The 20,292-nt window shown below is 70.6% G+C and carries 19 protein-coding genes; 10 read left to right on the top strand and 9 right to left on the bottom strand.

The window, feature by feature from the left end; all coding sequences use genetic code 11:
• Nucleotides 1-64 precede the first annotated feature (64 nt).
• Complete coding sequence (locus F4560_RS34940) at nucleotides 65-718, bottom strand: copper homeostasis protein CutC (RefSeq protein WP_184927373.1); 654 nt, start codon at nucleotides 716-718, stop codon at nucleotides 65-67.
• Nucleotides 719-1,153: 435 nt separating this feature from the next.
• Between F4560_RS34940 and F4560_RS34935 the strand changes: the two genes are divergently transcribed.
• The gene (locus tag F4560_RS34935) at nucleotides 1,154-1,759 is read left to right on the top strand and encodes an RNA polymerase sigma factor (RefSeq protein WP_184927372.1); all 606 of its coding nucleotides are present in this window, start codon (nucleotides 1,154-1,156) and stop codon (nucleotides 1,757-1,759) included.
• A 59-nt stretch (nucleotides 1,760-1,818) separates the two neighbouring features.
• On the top strand, nucleotides 1,819-2,241 hold the full coding sequence (locus F4560_RS34930; protein WP_221485076.1) for a carboxypeptidase regulatory-like domain-containing protein: 423 nt from the start codon (nucleotides 1,819-1,821) through the stop codon (nucleotides 2,239-2,241).
• Nucleotides 2,242-2,866: 625 nt separating this feature from the next.
• Here F4560_RS34930 and F4560_RS34925 read toward each other — a convergent pair.
• The 5 genes from F4560_RS34925 to F4560_RS34905 all read right to left on the bottom strand — a co-directional run bounded on the left by F4560_RS34925 (nucleotide 2,867) and on the right by F4560_RS34905 (nucleotide 8,354).
• Complete coding sequence (locus F4560_RS34925; protein WP_184927370.1) at nucleotides 2,867-3,646, bottom strand: phosphodiesterase; 780 nt, start codon at nucleotides 3,644-3,646, stop codon at nucleotides 2,867-2,869.
• 562 nt (nucleotides 3,647-4,208) lie between these two features.
• Nucleotides 4,209-5,831, bottom strand: coding sequence for a chaperonin GroEL (gene groL, locus F4560_RS34920; protein WP_184927369.1), 1,623 nt, complete (start codon nucleotides 5,829-5,831; stop codon nucleotides 4,209-4,211).
• 218 nt (nucleotides 5,832-6,049) lie between these two features.
• Nucleotides 6,050-7,273 carry a serine/threonine-protein kinase gene (locus tag F4560_RS34915; protein WP_184927368.1) on the bottom strand — a complete coding sequence of 408 codons (1,224 nt, stop codon included), beginning with the start codon at nucleotides 7,271-7,273 and terminating at the stop codon, nucleotides 6,050-6,052.
• A 138-nt stretch (nucleotides 7,274-7,411) separates the two neighbouring features.
• Nucleotides 7,412-7,618, bottom strand: a complete 207-nt coding sequence (locus tag F4560_RS34910) for a cold-shock protein (RefSeq protein WP_184927367.1) — start codon at nucleotides 7,616-7,618, stop codon at nucleotides 7,412-7,414.
• A 91-nt stretch (nucleotides 7,619-7,709) separates the two neighbouring features.
• On the bottom strand, nucleotides 7,710-8,354 hold the full coding sequence (locus F4560_RS34905; RefSeq protein ID WP_184929569.1) for an AIM24 family protein: 645 nt from the start codon (nucleotides 8,352-8,354) through the stop codon (nucleotides 7,710-7,712).
• Nucleotides 8,355-8,408: 54 nt separating this feature from the next.
• On the opposite strand from F4560_RS34905, the gene moeA reads away from it, so the two are divergent.
• The 4 genes from moeA (at nucleotide 8,409) to F4560_RS34885 (ending at nucleotide 14,010) form a co-directional block, all read left to right on the top strand.
• Complete coding sequence (gene moeA, locus F4560_RS34900; protein ID WP_184927366.1) at nucleotides 8,409-9,623, top strand: molybdopterin molybdotransferase MoeA; 1,215 nt, start codon at nucleotides 8,409-8,411, stop codon at nucleotides 9,621-9,623.
• Between the two features lie 175 nt (nucleotides 9,624-9,798).
• Nucleotides 9,799-10,512 carry a phosphatidylserine decarboxylase gene (locus F4560_RS34895; protein ID WP_184927365.1) on the top strand — a complete coding sequence of 238 codons (714 nt, stop codon included), beginning with the start codon at nucleotides 9,799-9,801 and terminating at the stop codon, nucleotides 10,510-10,512.
• A 4-nt stretch (nucleotides 10,513-10,516) separates the two neighbouring features.
• A complete protein-coding gene (gene pssA / locus F4560_RS34890) occupies nucleotides 10,517-11,488 on the top strand; it encodes a CDP-diacylglycerol--serine O-phosphatidyltransferase (protein WP_184927364.1) in 972 nt (323 codons plus the stop codon).
• A 161-nt stretch (nucleotides 11,489-11,649) separates the two neighbouring features.
• Nucleotides 11,650-14,010 (top strand): AAA family ATPase, encoded by a 2,361-nt coding sequence (locus F4560_RS34885; protein ID WP_184927363.1) that lies wholly within the window; start codon nucleotides 11,650-11,652, stop codon nucleotides 14,008-14,010.
• Nucleotides 14,011-14,189: 179 nt separating this feature from the next.
• On the opposite strand, the gene F4560_RS34880 is transcribed toward F4560_RS34885, so the two are convergent.
• Together F4560_RS34880 and F4560_RS34875 are read right to left on the bottom strand one after the other, a co-directional pair.
• Nucleotides 14,190-14,840 carry a LytR C-terminal domain-containing protein gene (locus tag F4560_RS34880; protein ID WP_184927362.1) on the bottom strand — a complete coding sequence of 217 codons (651 nt, stop codon included), beginning with the start codon at nucleotides 14,838-14,840 and terminating at the stop codon, nucleotides 14,190-14,192.
• Entirely contained in the window at nucleotides 14,837-15,133 is a 297-nt protein-coding gene (locus F4560_RS34875) for a DUF3263 domain-containing protein (protein WP_184927361.1), read from the bottom strand. The genes F4560_RS34880 and F4560_RS34875 overlap by 4 nt, the downstream gene beginning before the upstream one ends.
• A 111-nt stretch (nucleotides 15,134-15,244) precedes the next feature.
• On the opposite strand from F4560_RS34875, the gene F4560_RS34870 reads away from it, so the two are divergent.
• Entirely contained in the window at nucleotides 15,245-15,844 is a 600-nt protein-coding gene (locus tag F4560_RS34870; protein ID WP_184927360.1) for a peptide deformylase, read from the top strand.
• Between the two features lie 6 nt (nucleotides 15,845-15,850).
• Here F4560_RS34870 and F4560_RS34865 read toward each other — a convergent pair whose 3' ends face one another.
• Nucleotides 15,851-16,585 (bottom strand): hypothetical protein, encoded by a 735-nt coding sequence (locus tag F4560_RS34865; protein ID WP_184927359.1) that lies wholly within the window; start codon nucleotides 16,583-16,585, stop codon nucleotides 15,851-15,853.
• Between the two features lie 221 nt (nucleotides 16,586-16,806).
• Between F4560_RS34865 and thiC the strand changes: the two genes are divergently transcribed.
• From thiC to F4560_RS34850, 3 genes are read left to right on the top strand one after another with little or no spacing between them, the layout of a single operon-like run.
• The gene (gene thiC, locus F4560_RS34860) at nucleotides 16,807-18,456 is read left to right on the top strand and encodes a phosphomethylpyrimidine synthase ThiC (RefSeq protein WP_184927358.1); all 1,650 of its coding nucleotides are present in this window, start codon (nucleotides 16,807-16,809) and stop codon (nucleotides 18,454-18,456) included.
• Between the two features lie 44 nt (nucleotides 18,457-18,500).
• Nucleotides 18,501-19,316: a bifunctional hydroxymethylpyrimidine kinase/phosphomethylpyrimidine kinase gene (thiD, locus tag F4560_RS34855; RefSeq protein WP_184927357.1), complete on the top strand. Its 816-nt coding sequence runs from the start codon at nucleotides 18,501-18,503 to the stop codon at nucleotides 19,314-19,316.
• Nucleotides 19,317-19,351: 35 nt separating this feature from the next.
• Nucleotides 19,352-20,041 (top strand): VanZ family protein, encoded by a 690-nt coding sequence (locus F4560_RS34850; protein WP_184927356.1) that lies wholly within the window; start codon nucleotides 19,352-19,354, stop codon nucleotides 20,039-20,041.
• Nucleotides 20,042-20,292: the final 251 nt, after the last annotated feature.

The following is a 20,292-nucleotide window of genomic DNA, read 5'->3' as shown; positions in this document are numbered from 1 at the left end:
GCAATATGCAACAGCTATTTCAAGGGAAGCAACGGCGATGCTAATGTCCGCATCGGCAAGCGGTCTAGACCAAATTCGCCCAGGTCCGCACCGCGTCGGCGGAGACGGGGTCGCCCCAGCCGCCCGGCCGCACCGCGCCGCCGACGTGGAACCCCGTGACGCCAACGGCTTTCAGCGCCGGGACGTGCTCGGCCTTCAGCCCACCGCCGACCAGGAGTCGCACCGTTTCCTGCCGTGCGGCCAACCGTTCCAGGACCCCGAAGCCGTCGGCAACCCCCTGCGCGCTCCCGGCGGCGAGAACCGTGTCGCAGCCCAGTCCGGCGACGACCGTCCACGCCGCTTCCGGGTCGGCGGAGTTGTCCAGCGCGCGGTGGAACGTCCACGCGCAGCCGTCCAACTCGCCGATCAGCGCCGCGCACGCGGCTTCGTCCACCCAGGCGTTCGCGTCGAGGAAGCCGAACACGAACTCGGACGCACCGGCCTCGCGCAGCGCCGCCGCGTCCTTCCTGAGCCGGTCCAGGTCGCCGGGCGCGAAACCGGGCGCGTCGCGCAGCATGACCCGCACGGGCAGGTCGGTCGCGGCCAGCACGTCGCGCAGCACGGTGACCGGGGGCGTCAGCCCGTCCGCGGCCATGTCGACGGTGAGTTCCAAGCGGTGCGCCCCGCCGGCCTGCGCGGCCTCGGCGTCGGCGGCGTCCAGGGCAATGACCTCAAGCATGGTCTAGACCATACCGAGCGGTTGACGACGGCGTTAGCTCGTCCGGGTGGTCTTGAAGGGGTTCACGCCTGCGTCCAGTCAGCCCGCCACCACAAACAGTGAACTGTTAACGGGAGGCGACGTATCCAGCGTAGAACTACTCACTCCTTATCTGATGACCGGTCCTCGACCCGACAGAGGAGAAACGCATGAGCGCCACTCCGCCTGACGTGCGGCTCGAGGCCCGGCCCGCCGGCATCGGGGAGCCGGACTGAGACCGCTGGGGGAAGGGTGGCCTCGGTCGGCTTCGAGGGGTGCCGATCGGGAGTCGCCCGCAGTGAGGGGGGAGGCGGTCCGCGGTGCGAGGGGGGCATCGCGGACCGCCACCGCACCACCGGCAGCGGTGGTGTGTGACGATCAGCTTCGGCTGGGGGACGCCGAGAAGGAGGTGACGACGTGGGAGAACTGCGCACGGCCGGTGAGCGCCCACCGTGGGAAGGTCTGGACGGCACGGACCGGCACGCCGCTTGCGTCGTCGCCGCGCGCGACGGCGACCGCCGGGCACTCGACGTGCTGGTAGCCGACCTGACGCCGCTCGTGTGGCACGTCGCGCGCGGACACGGGCTGGACCGCAACACCGCGGAGGACGTGGTGCAGACGGTCTGGCTCGCGCTGCTGCGCCACCTCGACCGGCTGGTCGAGCCGCGGGCGCTGGCCGGGTGGCTCGTCGTGGCGACGCGCCGTGAGGCACAACGGACCTGGACACCGGCTCGCCGTGAAGCGGCGCTGAGCGACGAGCTGGCGGAACAACTGGAAAGTCAGTACGGCCTGCCCGAGGACGCCGCCCTGGTCACCGACCGGGACCACCGGCTGTGGCGGGCATTCGGGCGTCTGTCGCAGAAGTGCCAGGAGCTGCTGCGGCTCACCGTCCTGGCCGGCCGAGCGGAGTACCGCGCGGTAGCAGAAGCACTGTCCATGCCACGCGGCAGCATCGGCCCCACCAGGGGTCGGTGTCTGACGATGTTGCGCACACATCTCGACGCGGAAGGAGGATCGCGGTGAACGACATCGACCCGCGCGATGACCGCAGAGGCCAAGAGGACACCGCTGTCCTCACTGAACTGAACCGCTTGGTGTACGAGTTGGACGCGCCCCCGCCGGGGCTCGTCGAACGGATCCAGTTCGCGGTGGCGCTGGAGAACTTGGACGTCGAGGTGGCCCGCTGGGAGCGGGCGGGTTCGTTCGCGGGGGTGCGTGGTGGCAGCCCCGGGACCATCACGTTCACGGTGGACAACCTGACGTTGATGGTCAACTTCACGTCGACCGGGGCCAGACATCGGATCGACGGCTGGTTGGTGCCGGCCGGTGAGCACACCGTCGAGGTGCGGGTGGCGGAGCACGCTTCGAGCACCACGACGGCTGATGACGGTGGCCGTTTCGTCCTGTCCGACGTACCCGCCGGGACTACGCAGATCGTGGTGCACCTGGTGAACGCCCGGGGTGAGCGTGGGCGGACGGTCGTGACACCGACGATCATGTTGTAGCGGGCGGTGGCGCGGTTGCGGTTGCGGTTGCGGTAGCGGTTGCGGTTGCGGTTGCGGTAGCGGTTGGCGTCTGGGGTTGCCGTCTCGGTCTCGGTCACGCTTGCCGGTTGCCGTCTCGATCACGGTCGCGGTCACCCAGACCGACCGGACCAACCGGACCGCCTGGACCGCCTGGACCGACCACTCACCCACGCCGTCAGCGGCCCGTTCGCCGGCGCACATTCGTCGACTGGCGCCGCCTCGCACCCTGGAGCCCGGCCTCCCCCTTGCGATCACCGCCCTAGGCGACCTCGCGCGGCCACGACCGCACCGACTTAGCGGTCAATCGCCGGCGGCCCGGTCGATCGCCGCGGCCGCACCCTCACCGGCCCCGATCTTCAGCCGCCCCGCCTTCCTCCAGCCGGCCCCGCATGCGTACCGACCCGCATTCGTACCTGCGCCGCATTCGTACCTGCGCCGCATTCGTACCTGCGCCGCATTCGTACCTGCGCCGCCTTCGTACCTGCGCCGCCGTCGTACCTGCGCCGCCGTCGTACCTGCGCCGCCGTCGTACCTGCGCCGCCGTCGTACCTGCGCCGCCGTCGTACCTGGGCCGCCGTCGTACCTGCGCCGATCTCACCGGCCGTCAGAACCCGCCGATCAACGCACCGGCGTGGCTCACCGGCACGGTGTGCGTGGCAAACCCGGACTCCGTGGACACGTGCAGCAGGAACCCGGTCGGCTCGGCCAGGTACCCGATCTCCCGGTCCGCGCGCAGCGTCAGCGACGTCTGGCGATAGGTGCTCGGCGCGACGGTCACCAAGGTGCCCGCGAACGGCACGCTGATCGCCCGATGCACATGACCGGCCAGAACCCGCGCCACGTTGCCATGACGAGCAAGCACAGCGCCAAGAGCCGGACCGTTCTCCAGCCGCATCCCATCAAGGAACGGAACACCCACCGCGACCGGCGGGTGGTGAAGGCACACGAACGCGGGCACGTCGGGGCGCTGGCCGAGGACGTCGTCCAGCCACGACAGCTGATCGTCCCCGAGTTGCCCGGCAGGCCCGTCCGGCCGCCACGAGTCCAGGGCGACGACCGTGAAGCCGGGGTGGGCGACGGCGTAGTGCGCCGACGTCCCGCCGCCGAGGAACGACGTGCCGCCGAACACGTCCAGCATCGCGGCCGGGTTGTCGTGGTTGCCGGTGGTCAGGTGGAGCGGCAGCGGGAAGGCGCCGATCACCTCGCGGAGCTGGGCGTAGGAGTCGACGTCGCCGTACTCCGTCAGGTCGCCGGTGATCACCACGCAGTCGGGCCGTGGGTCCAGTGCCAGCACCCGGCCGAGCGCGAGGCGCAGGGAGGCGGCGGGTTCGGCGGCCAGGGCGTCGGTGCGCAGGTGCGGGTCGCTCAGGTGCGCGATGAGCACGTGGTCGGCTCCAGTCCTCGTAGGCGAGCGGGGCGGGGCGGTGACGGCGAGTCGGGCGGGGCCGGCGCACGGCGGTGAGCGGGCGGGGCGAACAGGCCGGGCGTGCGGACGGGCGGACGCGTGGGCAGCGAGCGGGTCGGCGGGCAGGCGGGTCAGCGAGCAGGTCGGCGCGGCGAGCAGGGTGACCGGGAGGGGGTGGGTGTCCGGGGGTTGCCGGGCGTTCGGGTCGCAGGTGGTTCGGCGGCGCGGATGGTTTCGGAGTTGGAGGGGTTGCCGGGCGTTCGGGGTCGTGGGTGGTTCGGGGGTGGCGGGGTGCCGGGGTGGTTCGGGGTTCGGTCTGGTTTAACCGAGGGGCGGTAACGGTGTTTCCGTACACTTTGCGGCTGATCTCACCCAATCGTGTATCCGGTCGGCTGCCGGCTCCTGCTCCGCCCCATTCCACCCCCATTCCACTTCCACCCCATTCCACCGCATGCCGGGCACGGCGAAGGGCCCGGTTCACCAGAGGCGAACCGGGCCCTTCGTGACTTCGGCCGATCGACGGGTCAGCGACCCTGGTCGATCAGAAGTCCATGCCACCGCCCTCGGGCATGGCCGGAGCCGAGCCCGCCTTCTCCGGCTTGTCCGCCACCACTGCCTCGGTGGTCAGGAACAGCGCGGCGATCGACGCGGCGTTCTGAAGCGCCGAACGGGTGACCTTCGTCGGGTCCGGCACGCCGGCCGCGAGCAGGTCCTCGTACACGCCGGTCGCGGCGTTGAGGCCGTGACCCACGGGGAGGCCCTTGACCTTCTCCACCACGACGCCACCCTCGAGGCCGGCGTTGATGGCGATCTGCTTCAACGGCGCCTCGACGGCAACGCGCACGATGTTCGCACCGGTCGCCTCGTCGCCCTCGAGCTTCAGGCCCGCGAACGCGATCTCGGCAGCCTGGAGCAGCGCCACGCCACCACCGGCGACGATGCCCTCCTCGACGGCGGCCTTGGCGTTGCGCACCGCGTCCTCGATGCGGTGCTTGCGCTCCTTCAGCTCCACCTCGGTGGCGGCGCCGGCCTTGATGACCGCGACACCGCCGGCGAGCTTCGCCAGGCGCTCCTGGAGCTTCTCGCGGTCGTAGTCGGAGTCCGACTTCTCGATCTCCGCGCGGATCTGGTTGACGCGGCCCTGGATCTGCTCGGCGTCACCCGCACCCTCGACGACCGTGGTCTCGTCCTTGGTCACGACGACCTTGCGCGCCTTGCCCAGCAGCGACAGGTCGGCGTTCTCCAGCTTGAGGCCGACGTCCTCGGTGATGACCTGGCCACCGGTGAGGATGGCGATGTCCTGGAGGATCGCCTTGCGGCGGTCGCCGAAGCCCGGGGCCTTGACGGCGACGGACTTGAACGTGCCGCGGATCTTGTTGACGACCAGCGTGGCCAGGGCCTCGCCCTCGACGTCCTCGGAGATGATCAGCAGCGGCTTGCCGCTCTGCATGACCTTCTCCAGCAACGGGAGCAGGTCCTTCACGGTGGCGATCTTCGAGCCGTAGAGCAGGACGTACGGGTCCTCGAGGACCGCTTCCTGCCGCTCCGGGTCGGTCACGAAGTAACCGGAGATGTAACCCTTGTCGAAGCGCATGCCCTCGGTGAGCTCCAGCTCAAGCCCGAGCGCGTTGCTCTCCTCGACAGTGATGACACCTTCCTTGCCGACCTTGTCCATCGCCTCGGCGATGAGCTCGCCGATGGTGGTGTCGCCCGCGGAGATGGACGCCGTGGCGGCGATCTGCTCCTTGGTCTCGACCTCCTTGGCGGACTTGTGCAGCTGCTCGATGATGGCTTCGACAGCCTGCTCGATGCCGCGCTTGAGGCCGAGCGGGTTCGCACCCGCGGCCACGTTGCGCAAGCCCTCGCGGACCAGAGCCTGGGCGAGCACGGTGGCGGTCGTCGTGCCGTCACCGGCGACGTCGTCGGTCTTCTTCGCCACTTCCTTGACGAGCTCGGCCCCGATCTTCTCCCACGGGTCTTCGAGCTCGATCTCCTTGGCGATGGAGACGCCGTCGTTGGTGATCGTCGGCGCGCCCCACTTCTTCTCGAGCACGACGTTGCGGCCCTTGGGGCCGAGCGTCACCTTGACGGCGTCGGCGAGAATGTTCATGCCACGCTCGAGACCGCGGCGGGCATCCTCGTCGAACGCGATCATCTTGGCCATTGCGGTGTGTTCCTCCGCCTGATTACGAATGGGGCCACTGCGGACGCTCGTCCACAGCGGAACACGGTGCTTCGGCCAGGCTCGGTGCCCGCGACGGACGACCTGCCCCCTGGGAGGGGACCGGCCTCACCAGTCCCAGCCTGCGTGTTGGCACTCGGGTGGTCCGAGTGCCAACACCGTGTTTAGCACTCGACGGAGGAGAGTGCAAGAAAAGCAGGTCAGCGGGACGTCCGAACGGGGACGCTCGTGGGCAGGCGTTTGCTGCTCGTCGTGCCCCCGACCTCGATGGACTGGCTGGTGCCCGGTCCGCCACCCGGTCGAGGCGGTTCGTCCTTCGGGGCGAAGATCACCACCAGGACGACGATCAGCACGATCGCCGCCGCGCCGGCGAGGACGGGCGCGAACCACGCGGGCCGGGACTTGGCGGTGCTGGTGAACGCGCTCGCGCCGACCTGGGCCGGCGGGCGCAGCCGCACCGGGTCCTGGAGGAAACCGGGCTGAGGCTGCTGCGGGTAGGCCGGCCGGTAAGGCTGCTGCTGGGGCACGCCACCGGTCTGCGGGCCCATCGGCGGCGCGCCGGCGTCACGGCGGGGCGGCGGGGTGCCCTGGGGCGCGGCGGCCAGCGCGACACGGGCCGCGGCGACGAGTTCCGCGCACGACCCGTACCGCTGTGACGGGTCCTTGGACGTGCCCTTGCGCAGCACGTCGTCGATGGCCGGCGGCAGCGACACGATCGCGGTCAACGGCGGGATCTCCGCGCCGAGGTGCCCCTGGATGACGTCCTGCACGGTCCCCTGGAACGGCGGCCGTCCGGACAGGCAGGCGTACACCATGCACGCGAGCGCGTACTGGTCCGTGCGGCCGTCGAGCGGTTCGCCGCGCAGGTGCTCGGGCGCGGCGTAGGTGGGTGAGCCGAGGAAGTCGCCGGTGCGGGTGCGGTGCCCGGTGGCGCCGCGCCTGGTCAGCCCGAAGTCCGCGAGGTAGACGTGCTCGCCCGCCGCTTCCTTGGTCGTGACCAGCACGTTCGCCGGTTTCACGTCGAGGTGGACGAGGCCCTTGCCGTGCAGCATGTCGAGCGCTTCGGCGACCTGGCCGAGCAGCGTCAGGGTGCGCGCGGGCGAGAGGGCGCCGTCCTTGATGTGCGACGCGAGGTCCTGGCCGTCGACCAGCCGCATCGCGATGTAGAGCAGCCCGTCGACCTCGTCGAAGTCGTAGAGCGGCACGATGTTCGCGTGGTCGATGGCCGAGGTGTTGCGGGCCTCGTCGACGAACCGCTCCCGGAACTCGGCGTCCGCGGTGAGGTGTTCGCCGATGACCTTCAGGGCGACCTTGCGACCGAGCCGGACGTCCGTGGCTTTGTAGGTCACGCTCATGCCACCCCGGCCGAGCACCCCGTCGATCCGGTAATGGCCCAACCGTCGCCCGCTCAGGTCCTCCGACACGCGGGGCAGCCTAACCTCCCGGTACAGGGGCCGGCGCCGGGTTCCCGGCAATCGTTGCCGGCCGGCAACCGTCGTCGCTCCGGTGGTGCCCGCCTCAGGGGAAGCGCCCGACCCGCCGCGTGGCGGGCCGGGCGTAGATCACAGTGCCTTCCGGACGTCCGATGCCTGGCTGCGGCCGTCGCGGCCCGCCTGGATCTCGAACTCCACCCGGTCGCCCTCGGCCAGCGTTCGGAAGCCTTCCATCTGGATCGCCGAGTAGTGCACGAAGACATCGGGCCCGCCGTCGGCCGCGATGAAGCCGTACCCCTTCTCCGAGTTGAACCACTTGACCGTGCCGACAGCCAAGACGTCCTCCTTTGAGAAATACCCTGAGCAAACCGCCACGCTAGAGGCACGAGGGGGTTCGCCGATACCTCCTTATGGAGTCATGACGACGCTACGGGCGGGCGCTGAATCCGTTGTCCCGCAACCAACTGGCCAATGCTCGCGGGCTGCGGGTCCGGGTGAGCACCAGACCGGGGCCGGCGAAGTCGAGAACGAGTCCTTCGCCGTTCCGCACCGATTGGGGCCCGCCGGGGGAAACGGCGCGCAGCCGGCACTGGACGGTGTCGGCGAATGCGACGACGTGGCCGCTGTCGAGGGTGACGAGTTCGCCGGGTTCCAAAGTGACGACGTCGAGCGTGCCATAGCAGCTGAGGACCACGGGGCCGGTGCCGAACGCGTAAGCGAGAAAGCCGTTGTCGCCGCCGTGCAGTGCCCGCACGGGCGGGGCGGACGGGTCGATGCGGACCGTCGCGGCCGAGGCCAGCCAGGCGTTGCGGCTGACGCACCAGCCGGTGGTGCCGTCGAGTTCGAGGACGTGCAGGTCGCCGGGCAGGGCCGGTGCGACGTCCACCCAGCCGCCTTCGGCGCTCGCGGTGCACAGCGCGGCGGTGAGGCCGGGCGCCTTGGCCTTGGTCTCGACACCCACGCCGTAGCTGGTCGCGAGCACGGAAGAGCGCTCCACGAGCACCGGTTCGGTGGGTGCGAGCACGAGTCGGGCGACCCCGAACGTAGGGGTGTGACGGGTCCTGACCTGCAACGTTCCCCCTGTCGTGATCAGCCGGTTGCAGCAGTCTGCCATGAGGCGGGCAGGATGGTGCACGTGTCCAACACGCTGACCCGAGTCGCTGATCACAAGGCCCGCGTCGCCGGGCTGCTGGGGACGATGCCGGTGGTGGAGTCCCCCGTCGGCGACTGCCTCGGCCTGGTGCTGGCCGCCGACGTGGTCGCGTCCGTGCCGCTGCCGCCGTTCGACAACTCGGCGATGGACGGTTACGCGGTGCGCGCGGCGGACGTGGCGTCGGCGCCGGTGGAGTTGCCGGTGACGGACGACATCCCCGCCGGGCGCACGTCGTCGGCGCCGTTGGAGCCGGGGACGGCGCACCGGATCATGACGGGCGCGCCGATGCCGGTGGGCGCGGACGCCGTGGTGCAGGTGGAGTGGACGGACGGCGGCACGTCGGTGGTGCGGGTCGACCGCGGGGTGGCCGTCGGGGCGAACGTGCGGCGGATGGCGGACGACGTGGCGGCGGGCACGACGGTGCTGCGTGCGGGCACGGTGCTCGGTCCGGCGCAGTTGGGGTTGGCGGCGGCGTTGGGGTTCGGCGCGCTGCCGGTCCGCCGCCGACCGCGCGTGCTGGTGCTGTCGACCGGGTCCGAGCTGGTGGGGCCGGGTGTGGAGTTGGCGCCGGGGCAGATCTACGAGTCGAACGGCGTGATGCTGGCGGCGGCGGTGCGCGAGTCGGGCGGCGAGGCGGAGCTGCTGCGGTTCGTGCCGGACGACGTGGAGGAGTTCCACGCGGCGATCGGGCCGCGGTTGGCGTCGGTGGACCTGCTGCTCACGTCCGGTGGGGTGAGCGCCGGGGCGTACGAGGTGGTGAAGGACGCGTTCACCGGGCGGGGCGTGGAGTTCACGAAGGTCGCGATGCAGCCGGGCGGGCCGCAGGGCGCGGGGCGGTACCAGGGTGTGGCGGTGGCGACGCTGCCCGGGAACCCGGTGAGCGCGCAGGTGTCGTTCGAGGTGTTCATCAGGCCGGCGTTGCGGGCCGCGATGGGGTTCTCCCGGGTGGAACGGCCGACCGCCGTGGCTCGGCTGAGCGCGGCGATCACGTCACCGGCGGGGCGCACGCAGTTCCGGCGCGGCGCGTACGACCCGGATTCGGGACAGGTGGTGACGCCGGTGGGCGGGCCCGGGTCGCACCTGCTGTCGGCGTTGGCGATCAGCAATTGCCTGATCGTGGTGCCGGAGGACGTCACGGAGCTGGCGGCGGGCACCGAGGTCGCGGTCCACCTCCTGCACGGGGAGTAGCCACGGGTCGACCGCCCGGCGTTGATCTTCGGTGTGACCCGGATTACACTTGTGGTGATCTCCGGCTCGATCGACCGGTGCGTTCGTCGGGGGACGCACGGGCGGCCGGGCCGGGGGCCGGCGGAGCCGCGTAGCGTGTGGCGGGCCGGAAGCACTGCCCTGACACGGAAGAGCCATGACCGCCGATCGCGACAAGAACAGTGGTGCCGTCTCCCACTTCGTAGAGCTCGCCCGGGGCATCGTTCCCCCGATGCACCCCGCGGGCCGTCCCTTCGTGGCGGGCGCAGCCGTCGCGACACTGCTGCTGCGCCGGTACTCCCGCCGCTTCGGCGTCGCGGGCGCGCTCCTGACCGCGTGGGTCGCGTGGTTCTTCCGCGAACCCAAGCGCACCACACCGACCAGGCCCGACGTCGCCGTGGCGCCCGCCGACGGCACCGTGTCGCACGTGGTCGAGGCCGCGCCGCCCGCCGAACTCGGCCTGGGCTCCGCGCCGATGACCAGGATCAGCGTGTTCCTGTCGGTGTTCGACGTGCACGTCCAGCGCGTGCCCGTGCCCGGCCTGGTGCGGCAGGTGTCGTACCGGCCCGGCAAGTTCCTGTCCGCGGACCTGGACAAGGCGAGCGAGGACAACGAGCGCAACACCGTGTGGCTGAGCACGCCGTCCGGGCAGGACGTGGTGGTCGTGCAGATCGCCGGCCTGGTGGCGCGGCGGATCGTGTGCGAGGTGGCCGAGGGCGACAAGGTGGCGGTCGGGCAGACGTACGGCCTGATCCGGTTCGGCTCGCGGGTCGACCTGTACGTGCCGGCCGGCAGCCGGGTGCTGGTGGAGGCCGGGCAGCGCACCATCGGTGGCGAGACCGTGCTCGCCGAGCTTCCTTCGGAGGGCTGAGCGGATGGCTCCGAGCGGGCCGGGGATCAGGCTGCTGCCGAACGCCATCACGGTGCTGGCGATGTGCGCGGGGCTGTCCGCCGTGCACTTCGCGATCAAGGGCATGTGGGGCGCGGCGATCGGTTCGATCGCCGCGGCGGCGGTGTTCGACGCGTTGGACGGGCGGATCGCCCGGCTGCTCGACGCGACCAGCAAGATGGGCGCGGAGCTGGACTCGCTGGCGGACGCGATCTCGTTCGGGGTCGCGCCCGCGCTGGTGATCTACGTGTGGAAGTTCGACCCCAGTCGTGAGGGCTGGGTCGTGGCGTTGATCTTCGCGGTGTGCATGGTGCTGCGGTTGGCGCGGTTCAACACGCTGCTGGAGGTGGAGCAGCCGCCGTTCGCGAAGGAGTTCTTCGTGGGCGTGCCGGCGCCGGCGGGCGGGTTGCTGCTGTTGCTGCCGTTGATCCTGGACGAGCAGCTGGGCCGGGCCGGGTGGTGGTCGGAGCCGGTGGTGGTGGCGGTGTGGACCGTCGCGATCGCGATGCTGCTGGTGAGCCGGATCCCGACGCTGTCGGTGAAGACCATCAAGGTGCCGCCGAGGTACGTGGCGCCGTTGTTGGTGCTCGTCGGGTTGCTGGCGGCGGCGGTGATCACGTTCCCGTTGGTGGCGTTGATCGCGGCGATGCTGGTGTACCTGGGTCACCTGCCGTATTCGGTGCGGCGGTACCGGTGGTTGGCGAAGCACCCGGAGGCTTGGTCGGTGGCGGCGGCGGATCGGCGGGCGATCAAGCGGGCGCACGGGGTGGCGGCGCGGCGGTTGGGGTTGCGGCAGCCGTTGCGGGGTCGGGTGGCCGGTGCGGCGATCCGTGCCGTGCGGCGGCCTAGGCGGGTCGCCGATCCCACGCAGGTGGCGGCGGAGGCGAACGGTCAGGCGAGGCCCGGGAAACGTCGCGGATGGCGCCAGATCGGCCTCCGCCGGCACGATCGCCCGTGATCGCTTAAACTGTCTCTGACCAGCAGTTTTGTTGCTTTCTGCCGAACACTGTCGGGTGAACCTGGCGGCGACTTCAAAGGAAACGCCGTTATCTTGATCCTGAAACGTCGGTTGAAACAACGAGGCCCGCGACCAACCGCAGACCCAACTACGCTCGACCCGTGATCACCCTGACGGCCCGCCTCTCCCCCTCGGCCCTCGACACCCGCCGAGGCGTGGTCCGCCTCCACCCGGAGGTCCTGGACGCCCTCGGGCTGCGCGCGTGGGACGCGGTGCGCCTGACGGGCGCCCGCGTAAGCGCCGCCCTCGCCGCCGCGACCACCGACAACGGCCCGCCCGGGGTGGTCTTCGTGGACGACGTGACGCTGTCGAACCTCGGCGTGGTCGAAGGCGCGGAGATCGTGGTCGCCCCGGTGGACGTCGCCGCCGCCCGGACCGTGACGGTGGCCGGGTCGCGGCTGGCGAGCACGTCGCTGACACCCGAGACGCTGCGCATGGCGTTGACCGGCAAGGTGCTGACCGTCGGCGACGCCGTCTCCCTGCTGCCCCAGGACCTCGCCCCGCCGCCTGGCGCGGACGTGAGCGCGACGCGGCGGAAGCTGTCGAACGCCATCGGCATGACGTGGACCAACGAGCTGCTGACCATCACGTCCGCCGACCCCGCTGGTGGGCCGGTGGCCGTGCAGCCGTCGACGGTGGTCGGGTGGCGGGATGGTGCTCGCACCGGTGACGCGCCTGCTGTCGTGCCTGGAGCGGGGTCGGGCACGGGTGTGGGTGTGGGCGCGGGTACGGGTGTCGGTGTGGCGGGGTCTGGGTCGGGTTCTGGTCTGGCGGGCGCGGGGTCGGCGGCGGGTTGGGGGTCGGCGGCTGCGGGGGCGGTGGGCGTTGATTCGGCGGGGTCGGCGGTGGGCTTGGGGTCGGTGGGTGGACCTGGCGGGGCAGCGGTGGTCGAGGTTGTGGTGCCGGCCGTGCCGGTTGCGGATCTCATTGGGCAGCAGGACGCGGCCAAGCGGCTTGCGGAGTGGCTTGATCTGACGTTCAGCCATCCCGAACTGCTGGCTCGACTTGGTGCGACACCCCGGTTGGCGGCGCTGGTCAGCGGGCCTGAAGGGGTTGGCAAGGCGACGTTCGTGCGTGCCGTCGCACAGGGGGCCGGGGCGGCGGTCGTGGAGGTGGCCGCGCCCAGTGTCGCGGTGCTGGAGGCGAATGCGGCGGCTCAGCGGGTGGCGGATGCGCTCGCTTCGGCGCAGGCGCCGGCGGTGTTGGTGCTGACCGACGTGGAGGCGTTGCTGCCCGCGTCCACGCCCCCGCCGGTGGCGACGGTGGTGTTGGACGCCTTGCGCCGCCGCCCCGACGGGGTCGCGTTGGTCGTCACCAGCGCCCATCCGGAGGCCATCGACCCCCGGCTCCGCGTGCCCGAACTGGTGGACCGCGAACTGGTCCTGTCGTTGCCCGACGGGTCCGTGCGGACGGAGTTGCTGCGGGTCCTGTTGCGCGACGTGCCCGTCGAGTCCGATGTGGACCTGGGCGCGGTGGCTGACCGGACGCCCGGGTTCGTCGCGGCGGACCTGGTGGCGTTGCGGCGGGAGGCGGCGGTTCGGGCAGCTATGCGGCAGCGGGACGTGGACGAGCCTCGGGTCGCGCAGGCGGACCTGTTGGGGGCTTTGGAGACGGTCCGACCTATCTCCATGTCGACTTCGGACACGTTGCGGACCGGCGGGTTGACGCTGGACGACGTCGGCGACATGGCCGAGGTCAAGCAGGCGTTGACGGAGGCCGCGCTGTGGCCGTTGCAGTACCCCGATTCCTTTGCCCGCCTGGGTGTCGCGCCGCCCCGTGGGCTGCTGCTGTACGGGCCGCCCGGGTGCGGGAAGACGTTCCTGGTGCGGGCGTTGGCCGGGACCGGACGTCTGAACGTGCTGTCGGTGAAGGGCGCCGAGCTGATGGACAAGTTCGTCGGCGAGTCCGAGCGTGCGGTTCGCGAGTTGTTCCGGCGCGCTGCCGAGGCGGCGCCCGCGTTGGTGTTCCTGGACGAGGTCGACGCGTTGGCGCCCCGCCGGGGTCAGTCGTCCGATTCCGGCGTGTCGGATCGGGTGGTGGCGGCGCTGCTGACCGAGCTGGACGGGGTCGAGCCGCTGCGGGACGTCATCGTGTTGGGTGCCACGAACCGGCCCGAACTGGTGGACCCGGCGCTCCTGCGGCCCGGCCGGTTGGAGCGGCTGGTGTACGTGCCGCCGCCGGACGCCGAAGCCCGGGGCGAGATCCTGCGTGCTTCCGCCCGGAACACGCCGTTGGCGTCGGACGTGGACCTCGACGCGGTGGCGGAGGAGTTGGACGGCTACTCGGCGGCGGACTGCGCGGCGTTGATCAGGGAGGCCGCGTTGACCGCGATGCGGGAGTCGTTGGCGGCGGCGGAGGTGACGGGCGCTCACCTCGCGTCGGCGCGTACGGCCGTTCGGCCCTCGTTGGACCCGGCGCAGCTCGCCACCCTTGCCGCCTACGCCAAGTCACGTGAACGCTGAATTCGGGGGTCCTGAGCGTTCGACTCGCGAGACCTGAAGGTTCGACTCGCCGGGCCTGAGTGTTCGACTCGCGAGACCTGAAGGTTCGACTCGCCGGGCCTGAGTGTTCGACTCGCGAGACCTGAAGGTTCGACTCGCGGGAGTGGAGTGGAGTGAGCGGAGCGAGGGTGGGGGAAGGGTTAGGAGACCTTGGCGCCTGGGCCCTTGTAGTCGTTGGTCACTATCACGATGATGCCCGGCTGGGCGGACTCGATGCCGTCGAAGCGCGCTTCCACGCGGGCCTTGAGGAGGGTGGCCAGTTCGCGGGCCGAGGTTTCCTCGTCGGTGCCGGGGCGGTAGTAGACCGTGGTCGTGGGGATGTTCCCGGACGAGTAGTTGCCCTTTTCGGCGACCTGCCAGCCGGCTCGTGCCACGTCGTCGGACGCGCGGGAGGCCAGGCCCTGGGTGGTGCTGTTGTTGTACACGCGCACCGGGGGCTTGGGGGTCGTGGCGACGGGTGGCGGCGGGGTGTCCGTCGCCCCGGTGGTGGGGGCGGTGGTCGCTGCGGGCGGGGACGTCTCGGAAGGTGACGTCTCCGAAGGTGAGGGGGACGTCGGCTCGCCGGAAGCGGTGCCGGAAGTGCCGGGAGTGTCCGACGAACCCGGTGTGCCCGGAGTCCCGGAAGTGGCGGACGGCGGGGTGGGCTGGGCGGTGGAGGTGTCGTCGTCCGGGCCGCCGACGAACAGGCTGACCAGGCCGATCACCAGGGCGATGGCGGCCACGCCGAGCAGCGCGTAGCCCGCGGCGCGCGCCGGGTGGGCGGGGCCGGTCGACTGTTCCGGATTGGTCATCGGCGCTCGACGCCCAGCCGCTTGGCCGCGCGGGCGCGTTGCCTGCCGGAACGGGACCTGCGCAGTCTCTTGATCAACATCGGATCGGCGGCCAACGCCTCTTCCTTCTCGATCAACGCGTTCAGCAGCTGGTAGTACCGCGTCGGGGACATGTCGAACAGCTCTTTGACGGCTTGTTCCTTCGCACCCGCGTACTTCCACCACTGGCGTTCGAAGGCCAGGATCCCGCGCTCCCGGTCGCTCAAACCGTCGGCCGGCCCCTCCGCCGGCGCCAGTGCCTCTGCGGCGTCCATCTGGCTCCTCAGCCGTGTCCCGTGCGTGGGTGCCATTACATCACGTGATCTTCGTGAGGGTGGGCTCATCGGTCGGCGCGTCCCATCGGCCCCGCCGATAGGCTTGCCGTCATGGCAGTTCACCCGATCCGGATCGCCGGAGATCCCGTGCTCCACCACCCGACCCGCCCGGTCGGCGCGTTCGACGAGGCGTTGCGCGCCTTGATCGACGACATGTTCGAGACGATGGCGGCGGCGCACGGCGTGGGGCTGGCGGCGAACCAGATCGGGGTCGACCTGCGGCTGTTCGTCTACGACTGCCCGGACGACGAGGGTGTGCGGCACCGGGGTGTGGTGGTGAACCCGACGTTGGAGACGTCGGAGGTGCCGTTGGGGATGCCGGATCCGGACGACGATTTCGAGGGTTGCCTGTCGGCGCCGGGCGAGACGTATCCGACGGGTCGCGCGGAGTGGGCGAAGGTGACCGGGTTCGACGGTGACGGCAAGCCCGTCGAGGTCGAGGGGTCGGGGTTCCTCGCGCGGTGCCTCCAGCACGAGACGGATCACCTGGACGGGTTCATCTACCTGGACCGGCTGGTGGGGCGGCACAAGCGGGCGGCGCGAAAGATGATCAAGGCGAACGGTTGGGGTGTGCCGGGCCTGTCCTGGGACCCGGCCACCTCCCCCGACCCCTTCGCGGACGACGAGGATGACGAGCACGAGCACGAGTAGCGCCCGCTAGACCGGGTCCGCGGCCGTCTCGTCGTGGGCGGTGTGCCGGAAGGCGTCCGGGTGGGGTTTCGGCTGGTGGTCGGTCCGCGCGGAGCCTTCGGGCCGCCGCCACGGCAGTTCGGGGAACGACGCCAGGTCGACGTGCGTGGTGCAGCCCGCGAGGTCGGCGTACGCGCCGGCGAGGACGGCGGCCCGGATGCGCTGCACCTGGCCGACCGTCGGCAGGTCCCCGACCAGCAGGAACGGCAGCAGCAGCCGCCACGAGCCGACGGCCGCGGCACGGGCACGGTGTGGTGCGCGCAGGATCGCGCGGGCGACGCGCAGCGCGTGTTCGCCGGCGGTGATGGACTTCGGGTACCCGGCGTGGTCCCAGGACCAGCGCAGGCCGTCTGCCATGGCGCACCGGACGCAGTCGACGGGTCCGGTGCCGAGTTCGTCGCCGCACTGGGAGCACACGATGAGGGTCATGGCCCAGTCGGTGCACGTCCACGGGTGCCGTCCGACCTCGTCGGCGAGCACGAGTTCGGCCAGTTCGCGTTCCCCCGAGCCGCCTTCGGCGAGCTGTTCGGCGGCCAGCAGCTCCTGCCAGTCGAGCAGCCAGTACTGGTCCACGAGTTCGGCGCAGTACCGGCATCCGGGGTAGCCGCGGCCGGCGAGGTCGCCGCACGACGGGCATGGCGAGACGGCGGCGGGGCGGGCCACGCGCCGGGCGCCGGGTGGGAACGGCTGGTGATCAGCCACGCGGTGAAAGGTACGCGTATTCGGGCGGCGTTGGCATCCGCGGCTTGGCATCGGGACCCAGCCGTGGCATGGTCAGGCCGGTAGTTTCCACACAGCACTGACAACTCAACACACGCGGGAGCTCGCGCCACAGCGGGCTGAGAGGGTGGCTGGAGCCAGGGGCTCCGGTGCCGCCGACCGCCTGAACCTGACCGGGTAATGCCGGCGTAGGGAGGAATGTCGTGACGGCACTTGACGACCGTTCGGTCAAGCCCAGTGTCACCACCGGGCCGATCTCCGGCTCGCACAAGGTCCACCGCGTGGTGGACGAGGACGTGCGGGTGCCCTTTCGGAGGGTGGAGCTGACCAATGGCGAGCATGTCGATCTGTACGACACTTCCGGTCCGTATACCGACGACGACGTGGCCATCGACGTCCACAGTGGACTTCCCGCGTTGCGCGCGGGGTGGGTCGCGAAGCGGGAGCCGGTCAACGGGGCGGTGACCCAGCTGGCGTACGCGAAGGCCGGGATCATCACGCCGGAGATGCGGTTCATCGCGGCGCGGGAGGGCATGAGTCCCGAGGTCGTGCGCGAGGAGGTGGCGATCGGTCGGGCGGTCATCCCGCTCAACGTGAACCACCCCGAGGCCGAGCCGATGATCATCGGCAAGAAGTTCCTGGTGAAGATCAACGCCAACATCGGCAACTCGGCCGTGTCCTCGTCGATCGAGGACGAGGTGGAGAAGATGGTGTGGGCGTCGCGCTGGGGCGCCGACACGATCATGGACCTGTCCACCGGGAAGCGGATCCACGAGACCCGTGAGTGGATCATGCGGAATTCGCCGGTGCCGATCGGGACGGTGCCGATCTACCAGGCGTTGGAGAAGGTGGACGGCGATCCGGCGAAGCTGTCGTGGGAGGTGTACCGCGACACGGTGATCGAGCAGGCCGAGCAGGGCGTCGACTACATGACGGTGCACGCGGGCGTGTTGCTGCGGTACGTGCCGCTGACGGCGAAGCGCGTGACGGGCATCGTGTCGCGCGGCGGGTCGATCATGGCGGCGTGGTGCCTGGCGCACCACAAGGAGAGCTTCCTCTACACGCACTTCGAGGAGCTGTGCGGGATCCTGCGCAAGTACGACGTGACGTTCTCGCTGGGTGACGGCTTGCGGCCGGGTTCGATCGCGGACGCCAACGACGAGGCGCAGTTCGCCGAGTTGCGGACGTTGGGCGAGTTGACGCACATCGCGCGGGCGCACGACGTGCAGGTGATGATCGAGGGTCCGGGTCACGTGCCGATGCACAAGATCGCGGAGAACGTGCGGTTGGAGGAGGAGTGGTGCGGTGAGGCGCCGTTCTACACCCTCGGGCCGCTGGCGACGGACATCGCGCCGGGGTACGACCACATCACGTCGGCGATCGGTGCGGCGCAGATCGGCTGGCTGGGCACGGCGATGCTGTGTTACGTGACGCCGAAGGAGCACCTGGGCCTGCCGAACCGGGACGACGTGAAGACCGGCGTGATCACGTACAAGATCGCGGCGCACAGCGCTGACCTGGCCAAGGGTCATCCGGGGGTGCAGGAGTGGGACGACGCGCTGTCGAAGGCGCGGTTCGAGTTCCGGTGGGAGGACCAGTTCAACCTGTCGCTGGACCCGGACACGGCGCGGTCGTTCCACGACGAGACGCTGCCCGCGTCGCCCGCGAAGACGGCGCACTTCTGCTCGATGTGCGGGCCGAAGTTCTGCTCGATGAAGATCACCCAGGACGTGCGGCGGTACGCGGAGGAGCACGGTCTGTCCACTGTGGAGGCGATCGAGGCGGGCATGACGGAGAAGTCGCACGAGTTCAGCGACCTCGGCAACAAGGTCTACCTGCCGATCGTGGATTGAGCGGGGTCGGGTTGGTCGGGAGTGGGATTGAGCGGGGTGGCGTGATGGCTGTCGCTCCACCGAAGGTCCTCACCATCGCCGGGTCGGATTCCGGCGGTGGTGCGGGCCTCCAGGCCGATTTGCGGACGTTGTTCGCGTGCGGTGTGCACGGGATGACGGCGGTCACCGCGGTGACCGTGCAGAACTCGCTGGGTGTCACCGGGTACACCGAGATCCCGCCGGAGGTGGTGGCGGCGCAGATCGAGGCGGTGGCCACGGACATCGGCGTGGACGCGGCGAAGACGGGGATGCTGGCGTCGGCGGCGATCATCGAGGCGGTCGCGGGCGCGCTGGACCGGGTCGACGTCGGTCCGTTCGTGGTGGACCCGGTGGCGGCGTCGATGCACGGGAACCAGCTGTTGGCGGACGACGCGCTGGACGCGTTGCGGACGCTGCTGTTCCCGCGGGCGACGTTGGTGACGCCGAACCTGGACGAGGTGCGGCTGCTCACCGGTCTGGAGGTGCGCAGCCGGGCCGATCAGCGGAAGGCCGCGGAGGCGTTGCACGCGATGGGGCCGCGGTGGGTGCTGGTGAAGGGCGGCCACTTGTGGGACGACCCGGAGTGCTTGGACGTGCTGTACGACGGGTCGGAGTTCATCGAGCTGCTGGGGCCCCGGTACGACGTGAAGCACACGCACGGCAGCGGTGACACGTTGGCTTCGGCGATCGCGTCGCAGCTGGCGCGGGGTGCGGACGTGCCGACGGCGGTGCGGTTCGGCAAGGACTTCATCGTCCGTTCGGTGGCCGCCGCGTACCCGTTGGGTGGCGGTGTGGGTCCTGTGTCGCCGTTGTGGAGGTTGGAAGGAGATCACCGGGGTTAGGCCCACCGGGGTGGGGTCGGCGCGTCTTGCGGTTCATGAGCGCACGACAGGACGTGGACGTCGCCGAGTGGGTGCTGAGCCAACCGGAGACCGTCGCGACGCTGGTCGGGGGTTCGCTGGTGCTGGGTGCGGCCGGATTCGCGGTCGCGCGGTGGCGCCGGTGGCCCGCGACCCCGGCCGTGCTGGCGGGGTGCGGGCTGGCGTTGGCGTTGGCGGTCACGCTGGCGCGGGCGGGTGGGTCGTTCACGCTCATCACCACCGACCCGGTCGGGCGGTGCGTCGGGAACGGGTTCTCGCTGGCGGGGTCGCGGGAGCGGCTGAACCTGCTGATGCTGGCGCCGTTCGCGTTCTTCGCCACGGTGGCTTGCCGGCGGCCGTTCGCGGTGTTCGTGGTGTCGGGGCTGTTCAGCGGCGGGGTGGAGCTGGTGCAGGCGGCCACCGGGATCGGGGTGTGCGAGGAGCAGGACCTCTACAACAACACGATCGGCGCGATGGCGGCTGTGGTGCTGGCGGTGGTGTCGGGGGTGCTGGTGGCGGCTTTGAAAAGATCAAAAGCGGAGAGATCACAAGCGGAAAGATCACAAGCGTCCTCGCCGGACGGGCAGATCAGCAGGATGACCGGGTTTGGCGGTTGTGCGCCGGTCTCGTCGTTGGTCCGGGCTTCGTGTCATCCCACCGACCTCCCTCCGGGCTACCACACGCATCAAGGGGGCAGCCCGAAGTGAACGATGAGGCAACGCCGCACAGCCCCCTTGACACGCGCGGTAGGGCAAAGCCAGGTCGGCGGGATGACACGAACCCCTGGTTTGAGAGAACACCGGTAGGTGACCACATCGCCGCCCCGGGACGCCCGATCCGTTCAGCGCGCGGCCCTTTTCCAAAGGAGGGGTTCGTGTCATCCCGCCGACCTGGCGCAGCCCTACCGCGCGTGTCAAGGGGGGCGTCGTCCACCAATGCCTCATCGTTCACTGCGGGC

The organism is Saccharothrix ecbatanensis (assembly GCF_014205015.1).
In the GTDB taxonomy this organism is placed as follows: domain Bacteria; phylum Actinomycetota; class Actinomycetes; order Mycobacteriales; family Pseudonocardiaceae; genus Actinosynnema; species Actinosynnema ecbatanense.
Note: the sequence above shows the minus strand (reverse complement) of the source record. Positions and strands in the feature narration are given on the sequence as shown.

Bases quoted from the DNA above. Each gene is read 5' to 3' on its own strand.
- F4560_RS34940 (WP_184927373.1), bottom strand. From the start codon at position 718: ATGCTTGAGGTCATTGCCCTGGACGCCGCCGACGCCGAGGCCGCGCAG.
- groL (WP_184927369.1), bottom strand. From the start codon at position 5,831: ATGGCCAAGATGATCGCGTTCGACGAGGATGCCCGCCGCGGTCTCGAG.
- moeA (WP_184927366.1), top strand. From the start codon at position 8,409: ATGGTGCACGTGTCCAACACGCTGACCCGAGTCGCTGATCACAAGGCC.
- F4560_RS34895 (WP_184927365.1), top strand. From the start codon at position 9,799: ATGACCGCCGATCGCGACAAGAACAGTGGTGCCGTCTCCCACTTCGTA.
- pssA (WP_184927364.1), top strand. From the start codon at position 10,517: ATGGCTCCGAGCGGGCCGGGGATCAGGCTGCTGCCGAACGCCATCACG.
- F4560_RS34880 (WP_184927362.1), bottom strand. From the start codon at position 14,840: ATGACCAATCCGGAACAGTCGACCGGCCCCGCCCACCCGGCGCGCGCC.
- F4560_RS34875 (WP_184927361.1), bottom strand. From the start codon at position 15,133: ATGGACGCCGCAGAGGCACTGGCGCCGGCGGAGGGGCCGGCCGACGGT.
- F4560_RS34870 (WP_184927360.1), top strand. From the start codon at position 15,245: ATGGCAGTTCACCCGATCCGGATCGCCGGAGATCCCGTGCTCCACCAC.
- thiD (WP_184927357.1), top strand. From the start codon at position 18,501: ATGGCTGTCGCTCCACCGAAGGTCCTCACCATCGCCGGGTCGGATTCC.
- F4560_RS34850 (WP_184927356.1), top strand. From the start codon at position 19,352: ATGAGCGCACGACAGGACGTGGACGTCGCCGAGTGGGTGCTGAGCCAA.